The organism is Secundilactobacillus paracollinoides DSM 15502 = JCM 11969 (assembly GCF_001311135.1).
GTDB lineage: Bacteria > Bacillota > Bacilli > Lactobacillales > Lactobacillaceae > Secundilactobacillus > Secundilactobacillus paracollinoides.
On sequence record NZ_BBAG01000001.1, the window covers coordinates 20,979 to 36,232 of the forward strand.

Annotated in this window: 12 protein-coding genes and 2 pseudogenes; 5 read left to right on the plus strand and 9 right to left on the minus strand. The window is 47.2% G+C overall.

Annotation, left to right across the window (positions count from 1 at the left end; genetic code table 11):
* Positions 1-16: 16 nt before the first annotated feature.
* Positions 17-433 (plus strand): phosphoribosylglycinamide synthetase C domain-containing protein, encoded by a 417-nt coding sequence (locus JCM11969_RS18365; protein ID WP_263849969.1) that lies wholly within the window; start codon positions 17-19, stop codon positions 431-433.
* Between the two features lie 84 nt (positions 434-517).
* On the opposite strand, the gene JCM11969_RS19485 is transcribed toward JCM11969_RS18365, so the two are convergent.
* Entirely contained in the window at positions 518-622 is a 105-nt protein-coding gene (locus JCM11969_RS19485) for a hypothetical protein (protein WP_263849970.1), read from the minus strand.
* Positions 623-653: 31 nt separating this feature from the next.
* Positions 654-1,430 carry an alpha/beta hydrolase gene (locus JCM11969_RS00105; protein ID WP_263849971.1) on the minus strand — a complete coding sequence of 259 codons (777 nt, stop codon included), beginning with the start codon at positions 1,428-1,430 and terminating at the stop codon, positions 654-656.
* 491 nt (positions 1,431-1,921) lie between these two features.
* On the opposite strand from JCM11969_RS00105, the gene JCM11969_RS00110 reads away from it, so the two are divergent.
* Complete coding sequence (locus tag JCM11969_RS00110) at positions 1,922-3,514, plus strand: putative polysaccharide biosynthesis protein (protein ID WP_369523166.1); 1,593 nt, start codon at positions 1,922-1,924, stop codon at positions 3,512-3,514.
* Between the two features lie 132 nt (positions 3,515-3,646).
* On the opposite strand, the gene JCM11969_RS00115 is transcribed toward JCM11969_RS00110, so the two are convergent.
* Positions 3,647-4,474: an NAD(P)H-hydrate dehydratase gene (locus tag JCM11969_RS00115; protein WP_054706781.1), complete on the minus strand. Its 828-nt coding sequence runs from the start codon at positions 4,472-4,474 to the stop codon at positions 3,647-3,649.
* A 656-nt stretch (positions 4,475-5,130) separates the two neighbouring features.
* Between JCM11969_RS00115 and pepV the strand changes: the two genes are divergently transcribed.
* Both pepV and JCM11969_RS00125 read left to right on the plus strand, forming a co-directional pair.
* The gene (gene pepV, locus JCM11969_RS00120; protein WP_054706784.1) at positions 5,131-6,543 is read left to right on the plus strand and encodes a dipeptidase PepV; all 1,413 of its coding nucleotides are present in this window, start codon (positions 5,131-5,133) and stop codon (positions 6,541-6,543) included.
* A 38-nt stretch (positions 6,544-6,581) separates the two neighbouring features.
* Positions 6,582-7,079 (plus strand): universal stress protein, encoded by a 498-nt coding sequence (locus JCM11969_RS00125; RefSeq protein ID WP_054706786.1) that lies wholly within the window; start codon positions 6,582-6,584, stop codon positions 7,077-7,079.
* A gap of 395 nt (positions 7,080-7,474) precedes the next feature.
* Here JCM11969_RS00125 and JCM11969_RS00130 read toward each other — a convergent pair.
* A pseudogene (locus JCM11969_RS00130) lies at positions 7,475-8,163 on the minus strand (Cof-type HAD-IIB family hydrolase); the annotation flags it as partial.
* A 214-nt stretch (positions 8,164-8,377) separates the two neighbouring features.
* Here JCM11969_RS00130 and JCM11969_RS00135 point away from each other — a divergent pair.
* Positions 8,378-9,034, plus strand: a complete 657-nt coding sequence (locus JCM11969_RS00135; protein WP_054706789.1) for a deoxynucleoside kinase — start codon at positions 8,378-8,380, stop codon at positions 9,032-9,034.
* 105 nt (positions 9,035-9,139) lie between these two features.
* On the opposite strand, the pseudogene pgmB reads toward JCM11969_RS00135, so the two are convergent.
* The 5 genes and pseudogenes from pgmB to JCM11969_RS18380 all read right to left on the minus strand — a co-directional run bounded on the left by pgmB (position 9,140) and on the right by JCM11969_RS18380 (position 14,964).
* Positions 9,140-9,816, minus strand: a pseudogene (gene pgmB / locus JCM11969_RS00140) (beta-phosphoglucomutase).
* Positions 9,817-9,840: 24 nt separating this feature from the next.
* Positions 9,841-12,555 (minus strand): glycoside hydrolase family 65 protein, encoded by a 2,715-nt coding sequence (locus JCM11969_RS00145; protein WP_054706792.1) that lies wholly within the window; start codon positions 12,553-12,555, stop codon positions 9,841-9,843.
* A gap of 116 nt (positions 12,556-12,671) precedes the next feature.
* A complete protein-coding gene (locus JCM11969_RS18370) occupies positions 12,672-13,961 on the minus strand; it encodes a glycosyl hydrolase family 65 domain-containing protein (RefSeq protein WP_263849972.1) in 1,290 nt (429 codons plus the stop codon).
* Entirely contained in the window at positions 13,958-14,806 is an 849-nt protein-coding gene (locus JCM11969_RS18375; protein ID WP_225353075.1) for a glycoside hydrolase family 65 protein, read from the minus strand. Before JCM11969_RS18375 ends, JCM11969_RS18370 begins: the two co-directional genes overlap by 4 nt.
* Positions 14,779-14,964: a hypothetical protein gene (locus JCM11969_RS18380; RefSeq protein ID WP_225353062.1), complete on the minus strand. Its 186-nt coding sequence runs from the start codon at positions 14,962-14,964 to the stop codon at positions 14,779-14,781. Before JCM11969_RS18380 ends, JCM11969_RS18375 begins: the two co-directional genes overlap by 28 nt.
* Positions 14,965-15,254: the final 290 nt, after the last annotated feature.

Consider the following 15,254-nt stretch of genomic DNA (forward strand, 5'->3'; position numbering starts at 1 on the left):
AGACCAGGGGCTTAAAGTGATTGAATTTAATGTTCGGATGGGTGATCCTGAAACGCAGGTCGTTTTGCCGCAGTTGACAAGCGATTTGGGGGCAATCATTCTTGATTTGCTTGCAAACCAGACCCCACAAGTGACCTGGCAAACGGATGACTTTTATTTGGGCACCGTGATTGCATCACGCGATTATCCACGCAACGTGGTCAACGGGCGACCGTTACCCACTATTCATAATGACCAAGTCTTAGTCAGTTATGCTGGTGTTGCTGAGGAGAATGGGCAGCCAGTCAGTCACGGTGGTCGGGTGATGATGGTTACAGCCAAGGCCCCTGATTTGAAAACGGCCCAACAGCTGGTGAACGCTACGTTGGATGCTGATGTTGATGCGACGGCTTATACGTTCAGGCATGACATTGGGTTTCATGCGTTTTTGTAAGCGATCGCCACGTTAGTGATAGTGTAACTTCTACACTAGTCTTTACCCTTTTTCCAATAGTTAACAAAAAAAGCGATCAACCCATTAGTTGATCGCTTTATTTTTGCCCCATATAAAATTGGTGAGGGCTTTGTTAACTGTTAAATTATATTCGTGAAGCTTACTATGTTGTGCATTTGCGCCTGTCACTCGTAATTCGTGGTACGAACGGACTTCGTTCTTAATCAAGTACTAGAGAGCGCGCTGAGGGAATCGTAATAACACCATCTGAATTAGACCCGTCCAACAAATCACCGTAAATATTAAGCACTTCAGCCTGCTTAGGGAAACGGCTGCGAATCGCCAATAGTTTTTGGTACTCAGGCCGAATGATCGCTGGTCGGCCATTTTTTAAAAGGTGGTTCTCATTTGGCCGGTCATCCCAAAGTTTACTCAGTGGTGGATTCTGCGGTTGATTGAGTTTATGGTTATCAATGATGCCGTCGTAGGGGCCACCAATGAGGACAGCGCGTTCCAGTTTTGGATACTTCGCACTATTGCCGACAAGCATGTTGTAATAAACCCAGGCATAAGACCCCATGGAGTGGCCGACCGCGTTGTATTTATTGACGTGATATTTCGTTTTTAGGACCCGCATGATCTTTAATAACCAGTGCGCATCCTTGATTTCGCCGGCGCGATTATTCTTAAAGATCACCTGAACGATCGGATTCTTCATTTTAGCAGTCAAATGCCCCTTGATTTTGAGCTTGCCATTTGGACGCATATAAATAATCATGTGCCGTTTAGCAATTCCCAAGCTTTGGGCAGACGCAAAGAGTGGCTCCTCCGAGCGACCAGTACCTGTCCAGCCGTGCACGAAAATAGTGGGTGTGCTGGAAAAACTGTACTCATGTTTAATTGTTTGATGCTGGGTGTATCGCGCATACCAGACACCAAGTCCGAGGCCGCAAATCAAGCTGATGATAAGCGCAATCAGCAATTTTTTACTTTTCAAATGAGCCTCCTGTATGACAATTAGATTTCAAATTACGTTTATTATACCAGAGTTTGGCGGCGACTATTTTGAATTCGTGTTGAGACGCATGGGTTTAAGAAAGTCTTTTCATTTGGCCTTTAATCTAAGTGACAGGTTGTTTCAGTATGGAATTTGGTATTTTTGTCTCTGAGTGGTACCGGCGACTAATTTCTGCTGATATATTGCCGAAACGTGTTCAGCAAGGCGAGACCATGTAAGGGACTCTGGCAAAAATGCCAAGTTCGGGCATTTTTTCTTCTGAGTGGTACCGGCGACTAACTTCTGCTGCTACATTGCTGAAATGTGTTCAGCAAGGCAAGGGGCTAACGTGTAACGGACTCTGGTTTTAAACTTTCTCAAATTTAATTGCGTCAAACTCACATTCATAATACAATGTATAAGTTGTGACGAAGTTAAAAAATGATATTAGATTAGCGCTCCAACCAGCGCGATGAAAGCAGGGTTTTTGAATGAGTGAGATGTCAAATAAGGATGACACCTTAACGCCTGAAATTGATGCACAGGACCAAATGGTTAAGGGGTCAGCCTGGATGACAGCCGGCAGCATCTTTTCACGCATACTTGGGGCGATTTACATTATTCCTTGGGGGATCTGGTTTGGGTCCTTCTTTCTTCAGGGGAATGCGCTGTATGGTAAGGGATACAATATCTACAGTTTCTTTTTGATTGCAGCGATTGCCGGGATTCCATCCGCGATTGCTAAACAGGTGGCGCACTATAATACGCTTAATGAATACGGCGTTGGGTTTCGGCTCTATAAGCATGGGCTAGTCCTCGCAGGCGCCACTGGTGTGATCTGTATGCTGGTGCTGTACTTTGGCGCACCAGTCTTCGATGGCGGCGATCCACACGTGATTCCAGTGTTACACTCACTGGCTTGGGCCGTTTTGATCATTCCAGTCATGAGTTTATCCCGGGGCTTTTTCCAAGGCTACCAGGACATGGCACCATCGGCAATCTCTCAATTTGTTGAGCAGCTTGCCCGCGTCCTTTATATGTTGATCACAGCGTACTTGATTATGCGCGTGTGGCATGGCAGCTGGATCACAGCCGTTTCCCAGTCAACTTTTGCGGCCTGCGTCGGTGCGATTTTTGGCTTGCTGACTTTAGGTGTCTATTACCTGCGGCGGCGGTCACTGTATCGCAATTTAGTTGCCAACAGTAATAATGAAATCGTGGTGCCGGCTAAACAGCTCTACCAAGAAATTCTACAGCAAGCACTGCCATTTATTGTGCTTGGTGCCGGTATCACTATCTTTCAACTGATCGATCAATTTACCTTCTTCAAGTTTATGCCATCAACAGGGATATCAAACCCTGTGATGCTTAATGATCTGTTTGCGCTGTTTAGCGTGAACGCCAATAAATTGATCATGATCACCGTTTCGTTGTCCTCTGCTTTGGCCATTACGGCGGTACCGTTACTGTCCGAAGCCTTTACTCGCGGCGATAAGAAGGACATCAGCAGTCAAATTACGAACGCAGTCTTGCTGTTTGAATTCGTGATGCTGCCTAGTGCCTTGGGTATGGCAGCGATTGCCCACCCGTTGAATATCCTGTTTTATGGGGTTGCTCACAAGGGACTGGCCGCCGCAGTTTTGGCCTTTTCTTCCTTTATGTCGATCATGCTTGGGTTGTTCAGTGTCACTTCTGCAATCATGCAGGGGGTCTCGCAAAACAAGCGGGCAGTTCGTTATTTCTTGATTGGGACAGCTGTCAAACTGTTGTTGCAGTGGCCATGCATCCATTTCATGGGCGTCTTTGGACCACTTGTTGCAACAATGATCGGATTTATCGTGGCGAACTACTTTATCATGCACTGGCTCAATGGCGAATTTGGTGTTGATTACGCTGGTATCGCCAAGAAAACGAACGGTATCTTGAGTTTCTCGCTGATCATGTGCGTGATTGCGTACGCCTTGGTTAAGATTGTGAGCTGGCTGATCAGCATGTCATGGTGGTTGATTCACGTGTCGGCAGTTTGCTCGTTATTATTTTTGCGGTGGGCATTGCTGGGTACTTTTATGTCTACATGGTCTTAAAGACCCGCTTAGCTGATACGGTGCTGGGTGCGCGGACTGAACGATTAAGACAACTGTTAAGAATTAAATAATCATATCAAAAAGAAGTTGGAAATGACCTTATTCCCAACTTCTTTTTGATTCGATTCTCCTTTATTGTGCTTGGTGATCATGCATAAATCGTGGCAACTCATGCATGATCTGCGTTGGCAAGACCACATACTGCGTTGCCGCCAGTTCGTCAGCAATTGCGCTGTGCGCGTAAACGGCAGCTAACACGGCGTTCTCCAAATCAGCAAACTGCGCGGTAAAGCCACCGACCATCCCGGCGAGGGTGTCTCCCATACCACCGGTAGCTTGCGCAGGTGTGCCAGTAGGGTTCAGGTAAACGTCGTCCGCGGTGTAGATGCGGGTGTGATGTGATTTAAGGACCACGATACCGTTTAACTGTTCGCGGACTTGGGCATTGTGCGCGTCAGTTTGATCCGTAATCGTAATGCCAGATAGCCGTTGCCATTCCATTTCATGTGGGGTAAAGACCAGCCGTGCGTTTGGCAGCGAGAGGGACTTGTCTGCAACGAGGGTGATAGCGGACCCGTCGATGACTAGGATCTGGTTGGGTGACACGGTTTTGAAAACAGTCTCCAGAACCGCTAAACTATCAGCGTCCGTTCCTAATCCTGGGCCGACAACGACCGTCGTTGCAGCAGCTACCAACGATTCAAGTTGGTGTTCGTCATGGAAATCAGCAACCATCGCTTCTGGCAACCGTGAATGCAGACTCACAAAATTGGCTGGGTCAGTCAATGTGGTGTTCAGGCCGGCACCGCTATAAACCGCCGCTTCGGTGGCCATCATGATGGCGCCGCCATACTGGGCGTTACCACCTACGAGGCAGACACGGCCATAAGTGCCCTTATGGCTATTTTCCGGGCGAATTCGAATCGTGTTGCGTAAGATCTGTTCCGATAATGTTTGCATATTTTGGCCTCCGTTCAATGTCGCTACCTTGAGTATAGCACGCACGAGAAAAGAAAAGGGGCTTTCCACTTTTAGGGGATAGTCCGTTGCATTCCGTAATTCGGCAGGCCGTGTAGTGGCTCGTGATGAAGCTAATTCGATTTCTGCTGTGCAGCTCTCGAATGGATCTTCATCGTCTCGCACATCAGTAACCGACCCAAGTACGGTCGCTAACTGATGTCGACACCACAGTTCCGTGCCAAATTGGGCCATTTCACTGACGTTGAGCACCCTTTTTCCCACTGGTTAAGCATCATAACAGCGTTAATCCGAGGTCGAAGAGAATCCATCCTCGACTGCTAGTCAGACAATTAACAGCAATGCTTCTCTCGCGATGTGCTAGTTACTGGTCACGATTCATTAGCAGGTTCCATGACACCACTTATGAAACCTGACCATCTATTCAGACTAATACCAGTATCGTAGCGTAGTGGAGCCGTTCGGCATTGCCGGAGCGACCCCACCTCAGCCTGCAGGCCCGAACGGCGCAACGGAGCGACATGTTAATGCTATTTGGATCACCTAACAATGGAAAGACCCAAAGAAAAGCGGATTCATAACAGTAAACACGGTCACCTATGCTAAAATGGAGGTAGAAATAAGATGGAGGGACTTTCATGACAATTGATTGGAAACAAGCAGCAGCGGACCATCGCGATGCTTATTTAAGTGATTTAAAGGATCTGATCGCCATTCAGAGTGTGCGTGACGATAGTCAAAAAACGGCTGACGCGCCACTAGGGCCTGGGCCAGCAACGGCTTTACAGGCGTTCTTAAAACTCGCTGAACGCGACGGCTTTGAAACAACAAATCTGGACAATCTTGCGGGCTTCGTGGAGGTTGGATCAGGCGACGAAACTGTCGCTATTTTGGCGCACGTTGACGTGATGCCCGCTGGCGAAGGTTGGGACACGGATCCGTTTACCCTGACTCTCAAAGATGGCAACGCCTATGGCCGGGGAACCTCTGATGATAAGGGGCCAGCGTTGGCCTGCTACTACGGGTTAAAGATTCTCAAAGAACAGGGCGTTAAACTCAATAAGAAGATTCGGTTTATTTTGGGCACTGACGAAGAAAGCGGTTGGGCTGGGATGACCCACTACTTTAAGACGCATCCAGAACCCACAATGGGCTTCTCACCAGACGCCGAATTTCCAATTATCAATGGTGAAAAAGGGAACGTTTCCTTCACATTAACAATGGCCGGTGAAAATGATGGCGACTATACGTTGACCTCATTTAACGCTGGCTTACGGGAAAATATGGTCCCTCGTGATGCACACGCCGTTGTTGAAACTAGCGACAACGAAGCCCTGGTCAGCGACTTCACCAGTTTCTTAGATAACCAGCCCGTTACTGGGGATGTGACCACGGATGGTGACGGTGTGCATTTGCATGTGATCGGTAAAGCCGCGCATGGGATGGAACCTAAGAATGGCATCAATGCGGGGACTTATTTGGCCCGCTTCTTGAGACAGTATGGATTTGGTGCTGATGCTAAAGCCTTTCTTAACCTGTTAGGTGACCAATTACACGATGATTCGCGGGTCACAAAACTTGGGCTTGCCTACACTGACGACATCATGGGTGAGCTCACGATGAACGTTGGTGTCATGGCCTTTGATGCTGAAAAGGGCGGGCATATCGTATTGAATTTCCGTTATCCAAAGGGCATCGGCTCTGACGATATTCAAGCCACCTTTGCTGAGGTCGCAAAATTAAATCATTTTGAACTCGAAAAGGGTCGCGAAATGGTGCCACACTACGTCTCACCTGATGATCCAATCGTAACCACGTTAATGAGCACCTACCAGGAGCTCACTGGTGACACGGCTGCTGAACCAGAAGTTGTTGGCGGTGGGACCTATGGCCGGTTAATGAAGCGCGGGGTTGCGTTTGGTGCCCTGTTTGCCCACACCCCAGACACGATGCACCAGGTCAATGAATTTCAACCGGTTGATGACCTTCTGACCGCAATGGCCATTTACGGCCGGTCAATTGAGGCGCTGTCAAATGAATTAGCCGATTAATGTCAGTCGGTTAGACGACCACTTGGAGGTGGGGTCCTATGAAACTCAGTGCAAACTATCACCATATTCTGGTCGGTGTTGACGGATCAAAACAGGCCCAACGCGCGGTTCAAAAAGCGATTGCCGTTGCCAAACGAAACCAGGCTGAACTCACGATTGTGAGTGTCCTGAACGTGAGCAAACTCATTGGGTTAGGGTCGACTAAACTCGGATTTGGTTACGTCGATCAGGGCTTGCTCGATGAAATCAAGGAAAAAATTGAGCGCCTCGTTGATAAAAACGTGGCCAGTGCCAAACAAGCAGGGGTCACGAACGTCAGAGGTGAGGTTCAGTATGGCAATCCTAAGGTTGAGTTAGCTAAGAACTTACCCGCTAAGTTTGGCACCGATTTGATCATGCTTGGTGCTACGGGCGCAAACGTTGTTGAACGGATGATGCTGGGGTCAAACGCCAGCTACGTTGTGACGAATGCCCGCTGTGATGTACTGATCGTTCGAACAGACGTGACGAATCAACCAATTTTAAGTCAGAAATAAGCGACAAATTAAAAGACCTTCAACGAGGAAACCACCAAGTTGAAGGCCTTTTTTGTAGCTCGTTAACACGGATTCAGTTAAAACTGACGATTTTACAACATAAGTCTATAATACGGGCAATTTTGTGCTATACTTACGATCACTCCAGACCCCAAGCCACATAAAATGCAAAAAAGAGGCGGTCAACTCAAAATCCCCAACGAGGATATTCGAATCGACCGCCTCTATTCAACGCCTCAATTAAAATAATTGCGCTATACATTTAAAAGGCATGCCACCAACGGCGTACCGCAACACTCATTAGATCAGCGCTACTTTATCAAATTAAAGTGCTTTAACCCGTGCACGATCCCATCAGTGACATTGGAAGTGGTCACATAGGACGCTTTTTCCTTCGCTAGTTGGTGGCCGTTTGCCATGCAATCGGATTGTCGACCACGTCAAACATCTGCAGGTCATTGAGCTGATCGCCGAAAGCGTATGTTGGAATGTTTTCTAATTTGGCCGCCGACAACAGGATCTCGATACCCGTCTTCTTAGAAACGCCGGCCTTCATCGTATCCAGACAACGTGGGTTATTTCGAACCAGTGACAGCTGATTCTTGAATTCAGCGGTATACTGGTCTTCTTTGTTGGTGTTGAACACGTTCATGAAATTAATCGGTTCTTTGCGGTAAAAATCAGGGTCGACCTTGGCATCGAGTCGTAATAATTTAAAGTTTGGCCGGGTCAGGTCATTTTCTTTACTTAAGCGAAAACCACGATTGTTAAAGTAGGCGACCGCATCTCCCTGACGGTTTGCATAGTCGGTGAAGGTCGCAATCAGTTCTGGGTCAATTTCTTCTGCGTGCAGTTTTTTGCCTTCATATTGGACGTAGCTGCCGTTTGCACTGACGACTGAATTAATCCCCGTTTCATCTAGAACATACTGGATTTCAAAAATATTGCGGCCAGTTGAGACCACTGAAAGAATGTTTTGCTGCGCCATTTGTTTAATTGCGTCAATACTTGCTGGTAACACGTGTTTGTCGTTATCAAACAGAGTACCGTCTAAATCAAAAAAGACAATTGCATCATATGCCATAGGTGATCCGCTCCTTTTCTATTATGCCTGTTACTTCTGTATGAAACTGGACATCTGTCCTGCTACAATGTGCTAACCCTTATACGTTCATTATACTACACGTCGTGCGCTGTCTCAGGAACCGCGCTTGACTAAAATATCGTCAATATAGATGTGGTAGGGGGTGAATTTTGGTACACTATATCTTGCATATTTTTTTAAAAGAGGGGCTATTATGGTGATAATTACTGCCGGAATGATTGGCGTTGGGAAAACCACGCTCACAGGAATGCTCGCAGACCATTTGGGAACAAAGGCTTTTTTTGAACCCGTTGGCGAAAATCCTGTTTTACCGTTATACTATTCAGATCCAAAACAATATGGGTTCTTGCTGCAGATCTACTTTTTAAACAAGCGCTTTGGGATGATCAAACAGGCGTTGGCTGATGACAACAATGTGCTTGACCGGTCGATCTACGAAGACGCTCTGTTTACAAAGGAAAACAACGCGGAAGGCAACATTACAGACACAGAGCTTTCCGTTTACCTCAAATTGTTGGACAACATGATGGGGGAATTAAACGAACTGCCAAAGAAAGCGCCCGACCTGTTAGTATACGCAGATAGTGACTTTGACACGATTCTGTACCGGATCAAGAAGCGTGGTCGCGACTATGAACAAATTGACGGCCACCCGGAGCGTGAGGATTACTACTATAAGATGTGGACTGCATATCACAAGTGGTTTGATGAATATGATGTCAGTCCCAAGTTAAAGATCAATCTCCAGCAGTATAACCTGGAAGATCCTAAAAATGTTACTGCTGTTTTGGGTCAGATCGACGATGCGCTTAAGGCCATTCGTTCTGATAACTCAATGACTGAAGCATAAAAAATACAAAATAGTGACCAGAAAAGTACGCGGCCTATCATGCGTGCTTTTTTAGTTGCAATGAAACAAAAAAGACGCTCGGAAGCGTCTTTTTTAAAATCGACATTAAGCCATCGCTTTTTTGATGTTTGCTAACGTCATTTCAGCAGTGTTATCAAACCGAACGTCGGCATCCTTCAGCAACGTTGCGTCACCGATACCAACGGAGACTTCGTTTGCTGCGTTAATGGCTTCAATGCCAGCTGCAGCGTCTTCAACGCCGATGCAGGTCTCTGGTGCCAGGCCAAGCAATTCAGCACCCTTGGTGTAAATTTCTGGGTCTGGCTTGCCCTTAGACAATGAGGCTGGATCAACGATCTTTGGGAAGTAATCTGTTAGTTCAAGGTTTTTTAGGACGGTTGGGCCGTTTTTAGAAGCGGATGCTAATGCAATTTGGTAGCCGTTAGCGCGCAGATCATCTAAGAACGCTTGATACCGGGAAGAATATTTTCTGGGGTCATTTTACTGATCTCATTGACATAGTTGGTGTTCTTTTCGGTAGCAAGCGCGACCTTTTCGTCATGCGTATAGTCGTTTTCCTTGTGTCCGGCTTTGAGAATCATCTCGAGTGAATCCATCCGCGAGATACCCTTTAAACCGTCTTCCAATTCCTTGCTCCAGGTAACGTCTAGCTTATCTGCAAGCTGGTGCCAGGCCTTTGTGTGGTAGAGCGAGGTATCCGTAATGACCCCGTCGAGATCGAACACAAAGCCCTTAATTTGTTCAAATGAAACCTTTGCCATACTGCAACACTCCTTCGTAGTTGGTTAGTAATCGTAAATCGTTTCCTTGTTTGGTGTTAATGCAACCGGTTGTCCTAGGATTTGGATCGTCACCTTCGTATCTGTTTTAACAGAAATTTGATGGTGCGTGATCGTAAATTCAAACCAATGACCACGGATCAACTGTTTGAAATGCAAGCGCTGCCACTGAGCGGGTAAGTGCGGGTGAATTTCAAGCTGCGGTCCCAGGCTATCCACACCACCATAGTTTCTGGTCTCGATCATTAAGGTTGCACCCATGACACCAAGGTGAATCCCTTCGGCGGTCGTGCCACCTTGAATATCGTAGTAGTCAGAAAAGAGGGCGGTCGAGAAGAGCGACCAGGACTGATCCATGTTGTCGTCCATTTCAGTCAGCACTGAGTAAACAATTCGTGACAGGGTCGAGCCATGAGTCGTTCGGTTCAGATAGTACTGAATGTTCTTGGTTAAATATTCCTTCGGCAACTGATAGCCTAATTGTCCCAGAATATGACCCACTTCGTCAATGCTTAATGTGTAATAGGGCATTAATGTATCAGCCTGTTTGGCCACTTGATAAGCATCCGGGGTCTTGCCCTCGGCCTTTAAGATTCGGTCGATCCGTGAAATATCACCATACTTGCTCCGGTAATTGTCAAAGTTCATGCTTGGCAATTTGAAGTAGCCTTCGAATTGGCCAATGATGCCGTTATCGTTGATATCAAGCTTGAGCTTATGGGCAACATCGGTCATCTTTGTAAAGAGGGTTTCGTCAAACGCACTTCTTTCGGCGACGTCCTTAAAATCAGCCGCCTTCATGTCGGTCCGAATCGTACTTAGCATGTTGAAGAGCCAAGCCACCATGATATTGGTGTAGGCGTTGTTGGTTAAGCCAGGTTCGTCACTGTTGGGATAATTTTCGTGGAATTCATCCGGTCCCATGACGTGTGGAATACTGTAGCGGTCCGCCTTTTTATCATAGGTGACGGTACTTAGCCAGAACTTCGCGATGCTCAGCAGCATTTCCAGCCCGTATTGTTTCATAAACTTCCGGTCGCCAGCCACGTTGACGTACGTGATGATGTTGTAGGCAATCGCCAACGAGACGTGCCGTTGCAGGCGGCTGTTGTCTGGATCCCAAGTGTGCGTGATCGGGTTCAGATGAACAAACTGAGATTGTTCATCGCCGGTCTCACCAGACTGCCAAGGGAACATCGCACCATCGTAATTTTCGCTCTTGGCGTAGGCCTTTGCGGCGTCCAAACGACGGTAACGGTACATCAACAGCTGTTTAGCTAACTTCGGGAAGTGCAGGCTGTAGAAGGGCATGATGAACATTTCATCCCAGAACACGTGCCCCCGATAGGCTTCACCGTGTAACCCACGCGCACCAACAGATGCATCAAGTTCGCCAGATTCATTTGCGGCGGCTGAGACCATGGTGTGAAAGAGGTTGACCCGGGTCAGTTTTTGACTCGTGATATCGTTATCGATCTGAATATCGAAGTTATCCCAGGTTGACTTCCAGTAGGCGAGACTCTGTTTCTTAGTCTGCTTGTAACTGGCTTTAGCGAGTGCTTCGCTTGCAGTTGACATTGTTGGGGTCTCGGCCGTTTCCAAGGTCGTGTAGATGACGACGTTCTTCGTAAACGAATAGGTCTGGCCGGCAGTGACTTCTGTCGATAATTGCTGACGGATGTGCTTATCGTCGTTTGTCACCTCAATATCATTGTCTGTTGGTTGCTCACTTAACAGGCTTGCCCCGACCGTAAATCCGATTTTTGACGTTTTGGTTTCACCAGTGAGGTACATTTCGTTACCGTGGGCGCTCATGCCCGTGATGTCGATATGATGCTGGTCGAAGTCCTGGTACCGATCGACGTTGCCGTTGGTCACATCGCCATCGATTTCTGAATAGATCTGAATGCTACCAGAGAAATTGACGGGTGTCAGCGTGTACTTGATGGCGTATTGATGCCAATCTTGCATGTTAGCCATCTTTGTCGTTGTCACGTTGAGGACGTGACCCGTTGAAAGCTGAACCCGCATCATTGTTGTCAAGGTCCCATGCTTAAGATCAAGCGACCGGTAAATATCTTGAATGTCTCTTGATGTGATCTTAAATGGCGGCTGATGATCAACACCAAACGTGAGAAACTGGGCGTTAGGCATGTTCACCAGATCTTCGTTCGTGACGTCACGGTCACCAATTTTGGTGGTCAGTTGGTTATAGACACCAGCAACATAAGTGCCTGGGTAATTATCCTCATCTGCTCGCGACTCAACAAAGGCCCCACGCAGTCCAAGATAGCCGTTTCCGACCGTCAGCATGGCTTCCTGACCATAGTTACGCTTTTTTTCATACTCACCATAGTAATCTAGGTGCCACTCGTTGTAGCGCTGCTTTTTATCGGTTGCTGCTTGGAGACCGTTTTCTTCAACATCTCGCTGGCAAACCACCGGAATGTTCAACATGTTGGTCAACGCAAGCCCAATATCGATTCGTTGGTGGTTGATGCCAATAACCGTGTCTGAAAAATCGTATTCCAGTGAATTCGTCAAAATAGCGGCATCGACTGGAAGACCGGCTAGCACAACCTTGATCTTTTCCAAGTTATCCCCAATGGCCTGATCAGGATTGTACGTGATCATAAATTGCCGAAAGGGCGGTTCGTTATTATTCGTTGAGTAAGCGACCTCAATCGATTCTTGCATGACATTTAGTGCAATAGTTCTCATACAAGTTAGCCTCTTTTCCTTAAAGTTTAAATTCCTTAATTAAAACCCCTCTAAATTAATGATAGGCATGATTCGGGTTTTCTACAAATATTGTGATTTAAGTTTCATTTTTCACATTAAATTGGAAATGGTACGGTAACTCTTTCACTCCCTAAGGTCACCTGTTTGTCACCAATTTGGATGGTGATCGGTTTACCCTTTAGATTTTCAAGAATAACGGCTTGATGATTGATCGTGATACCAATGTGCCGGTGCTGGAACCAAAGCTTAAAGCGCATTTCCAGCCACTCAGTCGGCAGTTTGGGATGCAGGTGCAGCGTGGTATCTTTAATTTCAAGTCCTGCAAAGCCATAAATCAGACTTAGCCAGCTGCCGCCCATGTTGGCAGCGTGAATGCCATCGCCAACGTTACCCTGAGCGTCTGTTAGGTCCGTCAGGGCAGTGTCCATAAAGTACTGGTACGACTTATCGGCTTCATCCAAGCGGTGCGCTAAGATACCAAAAATGGCCCGAGAGAGGGAAGAATCATGAACCGTGATGGCTTCATAGTAATCGTAATCTCGTTTCAATTGGGCCTGATCTTGATCCTCTGGAAATAAGAAGTCACTCATGACCGTATCAGCCTGCTTATTGACCTGGTAGTGGTAGATCGTCATTGGGTGGTAGTGAAGCAGTAACGGAAACTGCGTCCGCGGCGTTTCTGCAATCGGCCAAACCGGTTTTTCCGTACTGGTATCATCCTGCTTTTTGATTTGGCGATTCGGATCAAACGGCAGATACATCTGGTCAGCTGCGTGCTGAAAAGCATCGATCTCGGTCGTCGTAAGCCCTAATTTTCCAATCACATTATTGTCAGTCTGTCCCAGTATTCTCGCGTAGTGCGCTGCTAGATACAAATTATGTTGCGCCATGCGGTTGGTGTAATAGTTGTTGTTGACCATTGCCGTGTATTCATCCGGACCAGTCACATCGTTGATCACAAATCGACCATGGTGTGCATCGTCCGTTGCGTAATGCCCATAAGACAGCCAGAAGCGTGCTGTTTCAATGATCAGCGGCAACCCCTGAGTTGCTAAAAAGTCCTGGTCATCAGTCACGCGAACGTACAGGTCGACGGCGTAGGCAATATCTGCGTTGATGTGAACCTGTGCAGTGCCGGCGGGATAGTAGGCACTGGCCTCGGTGCCGTTGATGGTTCGCCAGGGGAAGAGAACGCCCTTTTTAACAGTCATTTCTCGGGCGCGTTGCTGGGCTTGAAGCAGCTTACTATACCGGTAACTGAGGACTTGTTTGGCCGTTTCTGGTTGGGTGAAAATAAAGAAGGGTAACATAAACATTTCAGCATTCCAGAAATAGTGACCTTCATATCCAGAACCAGTCAATCCCTTTGCAGGAATACTCGTCATGCCATCACGACCCGCAGCTTGATTGAGGTGAAAGAGGTTAAACCGGATACTTTTTGCCAGTTTTGCGTCCCCCTTAAGTTCAACGTCGCTGTTGTCCCAAAAAATAGCCCACTGGTGCGCAGACTTATTGAGTAACGTTGAAAACGTTTCGTTCGCCAGCGTTTGGTCGACCGTATCCGGATCGGCATTGGCGATGACGACCGGGTGTGGAAACCCGATACTATAAACGAAATCAACTTCTTGGGCAATGCAGGAACAAGATCAAAGTCGGTGACGTACGTCGGCAATTGATCCTGAGTCGTTAATTTAGGGACTGGCTGGTCGTCATTTTTCAAAGGTTGTACCTGCAGCGTAATGGCCAGCTGACTCTTTCGCGTAATCATCTGCATTGTTGGATGATCAGCTTCTTGGTACGTACAAGTCAATTGTGATTGTCGCTGCACATTTCGAACATCAATGTCGTGTTGTGGAATTTGCTGCTGCGTATAGCGGTGCTGTTTGATCACCTTGACGTTTCCCGAGAAGTTGAGGGCCGATAGGGAATAGGCCACGCCATATATCCGGGCATCATCCTGCGAGGCAAAGGTCTGCATGGTCAACCGAACTGTTTTATCAGTCGGCGACGTGATTTCATAAATTTCCGATAGCAACCCCGTTTTGAGATTCAGATTTTTATCGACCTGCTTCACGCTAAATGTTTCATCGTCAGAGCGCAGACCATCAATTTCTAACACAATAAAGCGGGGATCCGGCAACTGACACATTGTTTGTGAATTTTGCGGGTATCCGGGATAGTCCTCGCCGTAATGGAGCGCTGTCAGGTCATAAAACCCGTTGATAAACAGTCCTGGCTGCCTGGGTAATCGGGGTTATCGCCCTGAAGCGGATTCGATGCACGGACGCCAAAATGGCCATTTCCAAGCGCGTAGACCGTTTCAATCGCAGTTGCTTTCTTGAAAGGGAGTCGCTGTAAGTGAATTTGAAACTCATCTGTTGTATCCATAACATGCCTTCTTTGTCACTAATGAACAGGAACCGCTTACAGTTATTGATATTGGGAAGTTTCAATGGCTGTTTGCGGTCGACTGTTAGCAATGTGGTTGTAAAACAACTCGAGAGCGGGTGGCTGAACTGCGCTTTTGTACGGACAGGTATTTTGGGTAAGTTGAGTTAGATTGAAATTCCTTGAATAGGAATTTGCTTCGGTGGTTCTCTTGTCTGTAGCTGAAACGCGTTCAGCAAGGGGCTACCGTGTAAGCAACTTCGACCGATAAAGGCAAAACCCGGCCTTTA

Bases quoted from the DNA above. Each gene is read 5' to 3' on its own strand.
- pepV (WP_054706784.1), top strand. From the start codon at position 5,131: ATGACAATTGATTGGAAACAAGCAGCAGCGGACCATCGCGATGCTTAT.
- JCM11969_RS18380 (WP_225353062.1), bottom strand. From the start codon at position 14,964: ATGGATACAACAGATGAGTTTCAAATTCACTTACAGCGACTCCCTTTC.
- JCM11969_RS00145 (WP_054706792.1), bottom strand. From the start codon at position 12,555: ATGAGAACTATTGCACTAAATGTCATGCAAGAATCGATTGAGGTCGCT.
- JCM11969_RS00115 (WP_054706781.1), bottom strand. From the start codon at position 4,474: ATGCAAACATTATCGGAACAGATCTTACGCAACACGATTCGAATTCGC.
- JCM11969_RS00125 (WP_054706786.1), top strand. From the start codon at position 6,582: ATGAAACTCAGTGCAAACTATCACCATATTCTGGTCGGTGTTGACGGA.
- JCM11969_RS00110 (WP_369523166.1), top strand. From the start codon at position 1,922: ATGAGTGAGATGTCAAATAAGGATGACACCTTAACGCCTGAAATTGAT.
- JCM11969_RS18370 (WP_263849972.1), bottom strand. From the start codon at position 13,961: ATGACGAGTATTCCTGCAAAGGGATTGACTGGTTCTGGATATGAAGGT.
- JCM11969_RS00135 (WP_054706789.1), top strand. From the start codon at position 8,378: ATGGTGATAATTACTGCCGGAATGATTGGCGTTGGGAAAACCACGCTC.